We start from the raw sequence: 11536 nt of genomic DNA on the forward strand, positions 1-11536 counted from the left end.
CCTGCGTTCGGCCTTCTGAAGTCGCGAAGATCAAAAGCAAGAGCCAAAGCAAGAGCCAAAGCAAGAGCCAAAGCAAGAGCCAAAGCAAGAGCAGAGGGGTAGCGGGGAGATGGCGGGACCTGCCTCAAACACCTTACCCAAAAAAAACCCGGCTTCTGGGGGAGGAATCCGGGTTAAGACCATTAGGAGTAGAACAAAGGTACGCGGTCCCTGAGTACCTTTATCGCCGCGTCACTCGGGGGGATGCGCCGCGACGACCCTTTGAGTATCGCCCAGGCTACGCACAATGCCAGCCAAAACTGATCGTTTTTTAAACAGATTTGGAATACCCCAGGCCAAGCTGCCAACGATCGAGATCACCCTCACACCAGTACAAACCGAGATGACCACGGATGATCCGTGCAATTTCGCGCAAGTTAGGCATAATAATCCGCTTCGATCGTCAGCCAGTCCTTCCCATGCAGAAAGAACCTCGTAAGGTCCGTGAGTTTCGCCGTCGCGAACAGGAAATCCTAGACACCGCCCTCAAGCTGTTCCTCGAGCAAGGCGAGGACAGCGTCACCGTCGAAATGATCGCCGACGCCGTGGGTATCGGCAAAGGCACGATCTACAAGCATTTCAAGTCCAAGGCAGAAATCTACCTGCGCCTGATGCTGGACTATGAGCGCGACCTCAATGAGCTGCTGCATTCGGCCGATGTAGACCGCGACAAGGAAGCCCTGTCGCGCGCCTACTTCGAATTTCGCATGCGCGACCCGCAACGCTACAGGCTCTTCGATCGTCTGGAGGAGAAGGTCGTCAAGGGTAACCAGGTGCCGGAACTGGTCGAGCAACTGCATAGCATTCGCGCCTCCAACTTCGATCGCCTCACGCAACTGATCAAAGGCCGCATCAGTGAGGGCAAGCTTGAAGATGTACCCCCTTATTTCCACTATTGCGCCGCCTGGGCACTGGTCCATGGGGCTGTAGCGCTCTATCACTCCCCGTTCTGGAGCAATGTGCTGGAAGATCAGGAAGGCTTCTTCCAGTTCCTGATGGACATCGGCGTACGCATGGGCAATAAACGCAAGCGCGACCCCGACCCCGCCAATTGAGTCAGCACCGGCCCACGCTGGCGACCAAATCAAAGCTGGCGCAAAAGCTGCATTCGTCAGCCATTCGCCGGCTTTTTTGACGCCGGCCACTGGAGGAATGATGCGGAGCCTGGTCTTGGTGCTGACGCTTGCGGCGTTGGGCGGGTGCATGAAAGTGAGTGATATGGGGGAAGGTGTTCGCTATCACATGAGCGATGCCGGCCTGCTGGATCACAGCGATACCCGTCGTACGCTGTCGATTCGACTGCAGCCCGATTCCTTCATCTTCATTGGGCAAGGCGCATTCGTGCCGCCCGGCAAAGGCCCTGTTCCGCAGCACAATGCGGTGGCCGAAGAGGCCTTCAAAAGCTTCGTCGAGTATTTCCCGATGGTACGCCGTGCCGAGGCACCGCTGGGTCTGGAAGAGGCGATCGCGCAGGCACGTTCATTTGGGGCCGACTACGTGCTCTATACCCGTTTCGCTCGCACCGATGACCGCATCGGCAATGGGGACGAGTGGTATGACGAACAGGCCGTGGACCGACTGGGTTGGGATAGCGGCGTGGTACAGATGATGCTCATCGAAACCAGTACCCGCTACCTGATAGACACGGTCCGTATCAAAAGCCGTGGCGGTTTGTTGACGTTCCATGACCAGACGCCCAGGGATTTGCTTGCGGCGCCCATGCGCGAGTACGCTCGTAGCCTTCTTGGCATGAGTCGGTGAGGCACTGCGATGAATGAGACGGGCAAGGCCAATGACCTGCTGACGCAGCTACCAACGTCCAAGGGCTTGCCGCCTGTGCACCTCTGGAATCCCGATTTCTGCGGCAACATCGACATGCGTATCGCACGGGACGGGACCTGGTACTACCTGGGCACGCCTATCGGCCGCAAACCGATGGTAAAGCTCTTTTCTTCGATCATCCGCCGCGACGGGAATGATTACTTTCTGGTGACGCCGGTCGAGAAGGTCGGCATCAAAGTGGATGACGCGCCGTTCGTGGCCGTGGCCCTGGATGTGACGGGGGAGGGGGAGCAGCAGGTGTTGCGCTTCACCAACAATGTGGACGATCAGGTCGAAGCAGGGCCTGACCACCCGCTGCGGGTAGTGACTGACCCCGTCACCCAAGCGCCTTCACCTTATGTGCTGATGCGCAGCAATCTTGAGGCGTTGATTCACCGCAATGTCTTCTATCAGCTGGTCGAGTTGGCCGTTACCCGGCAAATCGCAGATCAGCAATGGCTGGGCGTGTGGAGCCGAGGTGAGTTCTACCCCATAGGGCAGGTGGATCACTCCTGACTTACGCTTCACCGCACGTTTCACGGAGGATGAAGGCCGTGTGGAAGGTGGTTGATAACTAGCGCTCCAAAAAATTGTAACGGCTCAACCTCATGGCTTCATACACCTTGAGGAACTTAACCATGGGCCTGCAGATTCTGTCCCCGCACGCCGAATCCCAGCTACGCGCCATCGCCGCTCCACTTGTGGCAGCCTGCCCTGATATGCGCCAGTCGGCCCGGGACACCGCCGTGGCGCTGTTGAGAAAACACAACTTGTCGCACCTAGACCCTGACCAGGTCTACCTCAACCGTTTCGATACCGCCCAGAGCAGCCCTCGCACCTTCAGCGGCTGGCAGCACCTGGACCCGCCAGTCCAATCCTTCACACTGCCGCAGTTGGTCATGCACCGTTTCGACGTTCATGACCAGGACAACAGCGACCTGCTCAGTTATCTGACCGGCTTTTACAGTAATGGCCCTGGCCCCGGTTTCTATGACGAGCACAATGAGATCCGTTTGGAGCCCCAAGCTGTGCTCGAGGATTTCTGGCAAGTCGACTTCAGTGCCCAGTTCCACCATAGGCTCCAGGCGTTCTGGCAAGAACATGCTGAGCATTTTCGCGTGCTGGCGAAGGTCAACTTCCTCGCCAAGGTGATCGAGATGTGCGCGGCCGACAGCAGTACGGCGTTGGCCCAGCTCGTTCGCCGTGTCGCCACGGCGCTGACGGGTCTTGATATCGCATCACCCACGTTGGAGCAACTTCAGGCAGTTGTACCGCCAGCCGCCGGTTATCGCGTGTGTACCTTCGACATTGGCGGGCACGTTGCCAGCGACTTTCTGCGCATTGTGCTGGAGGATGGTTCGCAACTGCTGTACACCCCAGGTGAAACGCAGGCCCTGCACTTTTTCGCAACGCGTCAGGACCTCTACTGGTGGGTATTGAACAATACCAACGAAGCCGAAAACCGGGCGCGCTTCATGGCGCACTTCCCATTGTCCAGCCGTGCCCAAAAAGACGATCGCCTCGGCCTCAATCACCTGATCGATCTACTGTTCTTCAATTGGGGCGGTGATGATCACAAGTGCCTCAATCAGCTCGATTCGACCCTGTCGGGCGATGTGTTCAGCCACCTGCGCGATGCCGCGCACCAGCGCATGATCGACGACGCACAGTTCGCCCTGCGCAGCAACGCTGACCTGCGTAGACAACTGTGGATCGGCTACCTCAAGGCCTTCGGCCAGGTAGCAGGGCCCATGACAGCGGTCGACTGGCCGATTGCACTGGCGGTGGTCGGCGCAGGCCTTGCGGATATGGGGCTGAACATCGACCAGGCTGTCAACGGTCATACTACGAGCGAGCGACAGGCCGGTGTGACCGGCGCAATCTTCGCCGCCATCGACACCCTGTTCAACACCGCCATGCTGGCCGGTGCCGTAGGCGTAGGTGACGAGCAAATGCTGATTGATCCACAGGTGCCTGAGGGCGAAACCCTGGCCACGCCGGAAGAGGAGGCGGCCTGCGCGACACCCGCCGAGATTGAAACCTGGGTACCTGAACCGTTCCGGCCGGTTGACCAGCACGACCTGCTGGCGCCTTTTGAAACCAACATCATCCTCAGCGCTGAGCCTGGGAGTGGCGGGCAGGAGGGTATCTATCTGCAGAATGGCAAGTTCTATGCGCTGATTGACGAGCGACCCTTCGAGGTCCGTTTTGTGCAGCAGATGGGCAGCTGGGTGGTCATCGACCCGGAGAATCCATACTCGTTCTATCGCAACCTGCCCATCCGCATGACAGCAGACGGCCAGTGGCAACCTCTACAGCGCTCGGGTTTACAGGGTGGCGGGCTGCCCCGCAAATTGCTCGGGGCATGGGGGTGGCGAAGCGATGCGCCTGCCGTGCAGTCTCTGCCTGCAACGCCCTACGAGATTCCGAGCGAAACGCGTCCTCTGCTTGAGGCCGCCGCCAATGCCCCGGGGGAGGAGCGCGCGCTGAGTGGAATCATGAGCAGCTTAGACCCTCAGGTAGAAGCAAGCTACCGGGCATTCCGTGCCAGCCGCGACGCGCTTGCAACCGACGCCGTCGGCTATCTTGAAAATGTCATACCACCCGCGCGGCCTGCAATACCGACTCTGCCTCGTGATGCCAGCGCCAAGCTGATCATCCGCAGCCTCTACCAGAACAGCGAAGGGCTGGTCATCGGTGAAAGTCATTCGGGGCTGGGCAGCAAGCAGTTTCTGATAGACAACATGCCTATGCTCAGGCGCGAAAAAATCAAGGTGCTCTACGTTGAGCATTTCATGACCGACTTCCATCAGGCTGACCTTGATGTATTCAACCGCTCGGGCAAGATGCCCGCCCGGTTGAGCACCTATGTGAATAATCTGGATGAAGGTCACGGGGTCGATCTGGCGAGCCGTTATTCGTTTCGCAACGTGCTGATTGCGGCGCAGAAGGCCGGTATCCGTATCCAGTCCATCGACTGCATGGCCAGTTATCGCCAGGCTTGGGCCGACCCGCCATCGGCGGTGATCCGCCAGCAAATGATGAACTTTTACGCGCATGAAATCATCGAGGCGGACCAGGGGGTGCGAGGCCCGAGCCGGTGGGTTGCGCTGGTGGGGAATAGCCACGCCAGCGATTTCGAAGGTGTGCACGGCGTAAGCGAACTTCAGGGGGCAATCAGCTTGCGCGTCGAGGATATTGAGGTGGGTCTGCCCGGCGGCATTGGTGCCGATCCTGGACTGGCGGCCATTGATGAGGCCATGGATGTACGCCGGGTCAAGAGCGATCTTCGCCTGCAGGTACCGATTAAAGCGGCGAAGCCGGCCAGCGAGGAACTGTCGGTCATGCTCAGGCATACCGGCGCATTCACGTTCGAGAGCACCGATGGGCAGTTGCAGTTGGTGCATCGCAGCCGCACGGGCGGGCTGGTGTATACGCCCATCGCTCAGGAAGGTGAGCGGTTTCATGTCCGGCGACCGGAGTGGCCGTGGATCAGTGAGCGACGGCTCGTCAGCCTGCGAGAAATGCGTACCCTGCTGGAGCATCACGGGTTGCAGTATGTGCTGACGTGATGAGTCGATGCGCTGGAGAAAGGTCTATGGCCTTGGACCCAGTTGAGCGCCTGAACGGTATCCACGCCACGCGGATCAAGCTATAAGCACCAGCCCAGGCATACCCACAGCGGGCACAAAAAAGCCGCTTTGGGTATGTCTGTTTCGACAGCATCCCTCAAAGCGGCGTTTCTGGATTCTTCTCAAAACCCTGTGAAGGATCTTGATTATCTGGCTCCGCGACCTGGACTCGAACCAGGGACCCAATGATTAACAGTCATTTGCTCTACCGACTGAGCTATCGCGGAATGTGCACGTATCTTACTCAACAGCAGGGGTAAGTCAAGTCACCCCTGCGAAATCAATCAGTTACAGCACTTCAACGATGGCTTTGGTCACCACATGGATATTGCTCTGGTTCAGCGCAGCCACGGCTATGCGGCCAGTGTCCAGTGCGTAGATGCCGAACTCGTTCTTCAGCCGGGCGACTTGCTCCACGGTCAGGCCCGAGTAGGAGAACATGCCGACCTGGCGACCCACGAAGCTGAAGTCGCGCTTGGCACCATAATGGGCCAGCAACTCGACCATCTGCTTGCGCATACCATGAATGCGCTCGCGCATTTCTGCCAGCTCGGTTTCCCACATCTGCCGCAACTCTGTGCTGTTGAGCACCGTCGCAACGATCGTGGCGCCATGGGTAGGCGGGTTGGAGTAGGTGGTACGGATGACCCGCTTGACCTGGGACAGGACGCGGGTGCTTTCGTCTTTGGACGCCGTCACGATCGACAGTGCGCCCACGCGCTCACCGTACAAGGAGAACGATTTGGAGAACGAGCTGGAGACGAAGAATTCAAGGCCCGACTCGGCAAACAGGCGCACGGCAAAGGCGTCCTCGGCGATGCCGTCTCCAAAGCCTTGGTAGGCCATGTCCAGGAAAGGCACATGACCTTTGGCCTTGACCACTTGCAGGACGTTCTTCCAGTCTTCCAGGTCCAGGTCCACCCCGGTCGGGTTGTGGCAGCAGGCGTGGAGTACCACGATCGAGCCAGAGGGCAACGCCTTGAGGTCCTCGAGCATGCCAGCCCGATTCACGCCGTTGGTCGGGGCGTCATAGTAACGATAGGTATGAACCGGGAAGCCCGCTGACTCGAACAGCGCGCGGTGGTTTTCCCAGCTAGGATCGCTGATGGCGACCACGGCCTCGGGGGATACGCGCTTGAGGAAGTCGGCGCCGATCTTCAGTGCGCCCGTACCGCCCACTGCCTGGACGGTAACCACCCGGCCATCGGCCAGCAATGGGGACTGGGCACCGAACAACAGTTTCTGCACCGCTTGGTCATAGGTCGCGATGCCGTCGATCGGCAGGTAGCCACGCGAGGCGTGCTGGGCGGCACGCTGGGTCTCGGCTTCGATCACGGCCCGCAGCAGCGGAATGCGGCCTTCCTCATTGCAGTAGACGCCCACCCCAAGGTTCACCTTGTCGGTGCGTGGGTCGGCATTGAATGCTTCGTTGAGGCCCAGGATAGGGTCGCGGGGTGCCAGCTCGACAGCGGAAAACAGGCTCATTGTTACCTTGGCTCGGATAGGAGTGTAAGGGGAGTATCCGCTCCAGCCGAATGCACTGAAGCGGGGCACAAACGGGGAGTCAGTATAGTGATCCGGCACGGTCACTGCGACACTGCGACGCCGCTTTTACGACTATTTGCGCAAAAAATTTTCGACCCTTGCAGCCTTTGCCCTGTCCACCGTAACACGGGGTCACCGTTGGGCCTTCAAAGCGTCCCCCAGCGTGCCCATTTGGGTATAGACTACTGGCTAAATTTACAGTGCAGCACCGCGAGGTTCGACATGTCCGAGTTCCAGCTCGTCACCCGGTTCCAGCCAGCAGGCGATCAGCCAGAGGCCATTCGGCAAATGGTCGAGGGCATCGAGGCGGGGTTGGCGCACCAGACTTTGCTGGGCGTGACCGGCTCTGGCAAGACCTTCAGCATCGCCAACGTGATCCAGCAGGTGCAGCGCCCCACTTTGGTCCTGGCACCGAACAAGACGCTGGCGGCACAGTTGTACGGCGAATTCAAGGCCTTCTTCCCCAATAATGCGGTGGAGTACTTCGTCTCCTACTACGACTACTACCAGCCCGAAGCCTATGTGCCCTCATCGGACACCTTCATCGAGAAGGATGCCTCGATCAACGACCATATCGAGCAGATGCGCCTTTCCGCCACCAAAGCGCTGCTCGAACGGCGTGACGCAATCATCGTCACCACCGTGTCCTGCATCTACGGCCTGGGCAGCCCTGAAACCTACCTCAAGATGGTGCTGCACATCGACCGGGGCGACAAGCTCGACCAGCGCGCGCTGCTACGCCGGCTGGCCGACTTGCAGTACACCCGCAATGAAATGGACTTCGCCCGTGCCACCTTCCGTGTGCGTGGGGATGTCATCGATATCTATCCGGCCGAATCGGACCTCGAAGCCATCCGCGTCGAGCTGTTCGACGACGAGGTGGAAAACATCGCCGCATTCGATCCGCTGACGGGCGAAATCCTGCGCAAGTTGCCAAGGTTCACGTTCTACCCCAAGAGCCACTACGTGACGCCGCGAGAAACGCTGCTTCAGGCGGTGGAAGGCATCAAGGAAGAATTAGCCGACCGGCTTGAGTACCTGCACAAGGCCAACAAGCTCGTGGAGGCCCAGCGTCTTGAGCAGCGTACCCGCTTTGACCTGGAAATGATCATGGAGCTGGGTTACTGCAACGGTATCGAAAACTACTCTCGCTATTTGTCCGGTCGTCCTGCAGGTGCACCACCACCTACGCTGTATGACTACCTGCCCGCCGACGCGCTGCTGGTCATCGATGAGTCGCACGTCAGCGTTCCCCAGGTGGGTGCCATGTACAAAGGGGACCGTTCGCGCAAGGAAACGCTGGTGGAGTACGGGTTTCGTCTGCCGTCGGCGCTGGACAACCGCCCCATGCGCTTCGACGAATGGGAGAGCGTCAGTCCGCAGACCATCTTCGTATCCGCAACGCCCGGCCCCTACGAAGAGGCTCATGCTGGGCGCGTCGTCGAGCAGGTAGTGCGTCCGACAGGTCTGGTCGACCCGCAGATCGAAATACGCCCTGCGCTGACCCAGGTAGACGACCTGCTGTCGGAGATCCGCAAGCGTGTGGCCCTGGGCGAGCGTGTGCTGGCCACCACATTGACCAAGCGCATGTCCGAGGACTTGACCGATTACCTGGCAGACCATGACGTAAGGGTCCGTTACCTGCACTCAGACATCGACACCGTGGAACGTGTCGAGATCATCCGCGACTTGCGGCTGGGCACGTTCGATGTACTGGTCGGCATCAACCTGTTGCGCGAAGGCCTGGACATGCCCGAGGTTTCGCTGGTTGCCATTCTGGATGCGGACAAGGAAGGCTTCCTGCGCTCCGAACGTTCACTGATCCAGACCATTGGCCGTGCTGCGCGCAACCTCAATGGCCGGGCGATTCTGTATGCCGACGCCATCACCGGTTCGATGCAGCGGGCCATTGACGAGACCGAGCGGCGTCGAGAAAAACAGATCGCCTTCAACCAAGCGCACGGTATCGTGCCCAAGAGCGTGGTCAAGGACATCACCGATATCCTTGAAGGTGCAACCGTCCCGGGTGCTCGTAGCAAAAAACGCAAGGGGATGGCCAAGGCGGCAGAGGAGAGCGCGCGCTACGAAGCCGAGTTGCGCACCCCAGGCGAGATCACCAAGCGTATCAAGCAGCTCGAAGACAAGATGATGCAGTATGCCCGTGACCTGGAGTTCGAAGCCGCTGCCCAGTTGCGTGACAAGATCTCCCAGCTGCGAGATCGCCTGATCGCAAGTTGATGCCTGGTGGCCTGCATGAGCAGGCGACATCGCCCTGCACGCAAGCCGCCCCACGGTAGGCCATACCGAGGGCGCGGCATCATGAGGGCAGGCCCAGGTTAACCGCATCGCTGGAGCCCGGTGCCCGCCACCTGCTAACATCGAGGCTTTGTTTCATCTTCCGTTCGAGACTCCCATGACCACCGTACGCACGCGTATCGCGCCATCGCCTACCGGCGACCCCCATGTCGGCACCGCTTACATCGCCCTGTTCAACTACTGCTTCGCCAAGCAGCACGGCGGCGAGTTCATCCTGCGCATCGAAGACACCGATCAGTTGCGCTCCACGCGCGAGTCAGAGCAGCAGATCTTCGATGCTTTGCGTTGGCTGGGTATCGAGTGGAACGAGGGCCCGGACGTGGGTGGCCCGCATGGCCCGTATCGGCAGAGCGAGCGCGGTGAAATCTACGCCCAGTATGCCAAGCAGCTGGTCGACGCCGGTCATGCGTTCTACTGCTTCTGCACCGCCGAGGAGCTGGAGCAGATGCGCGCCGAACAGCAGGCCCGCGGCGAGACGCCTCGTTACGACGGGCGTGCACTGCTGCTGAGCGCCGATGAAGTGCAGCGCCGGCTGGACGCAGGCGAGCCCCATGTGATCCGTATGAAAGTGCCCACCGAGGGTGTGTGCGTGGTGCCGGACATGCTGCGCGGCGACGTGGAGATCCCGTGGGATCGCATGGACATGCAAGTGTTGATGAAAAACGATGGCCTGCCCACGTACTTCCTCGCCAATGTGGTCGATGATCACCTGATGGGCATCACCCACGTACTGCGCGGTGAAGAGTGGCTGCCGTCGGCGCCCAAGTTGATCAAGTTGTACGAGTACTTCGGTTGGGAGCAACCCAAGCTGTGCTACATGCCCCTGCTGCGTAACCCGGACAAGTCCAAGCTTTCCAAGCGCAAGAACCCGACGTCGGTGACCTTCTACGAGCGCATGGGCTTCATGCCCGAGGCCATGCTCAACTACCTGGGCCGGATGGGTTGGTCCATGCCCGATGAGCGCGAGAAGTTCTCGCTGGCCGAGATGGTCGAGCATTTCGACCTGTCTCGCGTTTCGTTGGGCGGGCCGATCTTCGACATCGAGAAGCTCTCCTGGCTCAACGGCCAATGGCTGCGTGAGCTCCCGGTGGAGGCCTTTGCCCAGCGCCTGCAGAAGTGGGCGTTCAACAGCGACTACATGATGAAGATCGCGCCGCATGTGCAGGGCCGGGTTGAAACGTTCAGTCAGGTGGTGCCCCTGGGCGGGTTCTTCTTCGAAGGCGCACTGAAGCTTGACGCCAAGCTGTTCGAAAGCAAGAAGTTGTCGGCCGATCAGGTGCGCCAGGTGTTGCAATTGATCCTGTGGAAGCTAGAGAGTCTGCGTCAATGGGAGAAAGAGCGCATCACCGGTTGCATCCAGTGCGTGGTCGATGCATTGGAACTGAAGCTGCGTGACGCCATGCCCTTGATGTTCGCCGCCATTACTGGGCAGACAAGCTCGGTGTCGGTGCTCGATGCCATGGAAATCCTCGGCCCTGACTTGACCCGCTATCGTCTGCGTCAGGCATTGGATTTGCTGGGCGGTGTTTCCAAGAAAGAAAACAAGGAATGGGAAAAGCAGCTGGCTACCATCGCTTGAGATGAGGCAGGCGGGCAGGCTGTCGTTTCCATGACGGTCTGCCGGTCTCGCGCGCAATGATCCAAGGCTGAAGACTGTTCTGACCCTGCTGATCGGCCGACATTGCGGGGCAGGGCGGTAAGTGATTGTTATCTGTGAAAAAAATTTTGGTTTTTTTGAAGATTTAGTTTGACAGGCCTGCACCTGGAACTTAATATGCGCCCCGTCCACAGCGATGAACATAAACGAAATGCTAGGCACCCAGCCAGCGTATCGGTTCAGCGTGACTCTGTGGGGCTATAGCTCAGCTGGGAGAGCGCCTGCATGGCATGCAGGAGGTCAGCGGTTCGATCCCGCTTAGCTCCACCAAATTCCTGTTGTCAGCCAATGGCTGGCACGTAGAACGGGCACCAGCAGCACGTTCTTGAAGGTAAGAAGGTTCGTCCCCTTCGTCTAGTGGCCTAGGACACCGCCCTTTCACGGCGGTAACAGGGGTTCGAGTCCCCTAGGGGACGCCAGTTTTATACAAGCATTGTTTCGGCAGTGCTGGGCCGCGAGGCTAAAAATCTGGGGCTATAGCTCAGCTGGGAGAGCGCCTGCATGGCATGCAGGAGGTCAGCGGTTC

7 protein-coding genes and 3 tRNA genes are annotated in these 11536 nt (G+C 59.3%); 8 read left to right on the forward strand and 2 right to left on the reverse strand.

Annotated features, from left to right (window positions below):
- Window positions 1-458: 458 nt before the first annotated feature.
- The 4 genes from ACF8E5_RS09520 (at window position 459) to ACF8E5_RS09535 (ending at window position 5432) form a co-directional block, all read left to right on the forward strand.
- Window positions 459-1094 (forward strand): TetR/AcrR family transcriptional regulator, encoded by a 636-nt coding sequence (locus ACF8E5_RS09520; protein WP_058605557.1) that lies wholly within the window; start codon window positions 459-461, stop codon window positions 1092-1094.
- Window positions 1095-1194: 100 nt separating this feature from the next.
- Window positions 1195-1800 (forward strand): DUF4823 domain-containing protein, encoded by a 606-nt coding sequence (locus ACF8E5_RS09525; RefSeq protein ID WP_058605556.1) that lies wholly within the window; start codon window positions 1195-1197, stop codon window positions 1798-1800.
- 9 nt (window positions 1801-1809) lie between these two features.
- Window positions 1810-2376: a DUF1285 domain-containing protein gene (locus ACF8E5_RS09530; RefSeq protein ID WP_058637686.1), complete on the forward strand. Its 567-nt coding sequence runs from the start codon at window positions 1810-1812 to the stop codon at window positions 2374-2376.
- Between the two features lie 122 nt (window positions 2377-2498).
- Window positions 2499-5432 (forward strand): dermonecrotic toxin domain-containing protein, encoded by a 2934-nt coding sequence (locus ACF8E5_RS09535; RefSeq protein WP_392475198.1) that lies wholly within the window; start codon window positions 2499-2501, stop codon window positions 5430-5432.
- Between the two features lie 211 nt (window positions 5433-5643).
- Here the strand turns inward: ACF8E5_RS09535 and ACF8E5_RS09540 are convergent.
- Window positions 5644-5719, reverse strand: a tRNA-Asn gene (locus tag ACF8E5_RS09540).
- Window positions 5720-5780: 61 nt separating this feature from the next.
- Window positions 5781-6977, reverse strand: a complete 1197-nt coding sequence (locus ACF8E5_RS09545; protein WP_392475199.1) for an amino acid aminotransferase — start codon at window positions 6975-6977, stop codon at window positions 5781-5783.
- A 282-nt stretch (window positions 6978-7259) separates the two neighbouring features.
- Here ACF8E5_RS09545 and uvrB point away from each other — a divergent pair, with 282 nt between their 5' ends.
- From uvrB to ACF8E5_RS09565, 4 genes are all read left to right on the forward strand, one after another.
- Entirely contained in the window at window positions 7260-9275 is a 2016-nt protein-coding gene (uvrB, locus tag ACF8E5_RS09550) for an excinuclease ABC subunit UvrB (RefSeq protein ID WP_392475200.1), read from the forward strand.
- 175 nt (window positions 9276-9450) lie between these two features.
- The gene (gene gltX, locus ACF8E5_RS09555; protein ID WP_392475201.1) at window positions 9451-10932 is read left to right on the forward strand and encodes a glutamate--tRNA ligase; all 1482 of its coding nucleotides are present in this window, start codon (window positions 9451-9453) and stop codon (window positions 10930-10932) included.
- Window positions 10933-11204: 272 nt separating this feature from the next.
- Window positions 11205-11280 (forward strand) — tRNA-Ala (locus ACF8E5_RS09560).
- Window positions 11281-11353: 73 nt separating this feature from the next.
- Window positions 11354-11429, forward strand: a tRNA-Glu gene (locus ACF8E5_RS09565).
- Window positions 11430-11536 lie beyond the last annotated feature (107 nt).

Source organism: Pseudomonas sp. WSY_20, from assembly GCF_043104335.1.
GTDB lineage: Bacteria > Pseudomonadota > Gammaproteobacteria > Pseudomonadales > Pseudomonadaceae > Aquipseudomonas > Aquipseudomonas parafulva_B.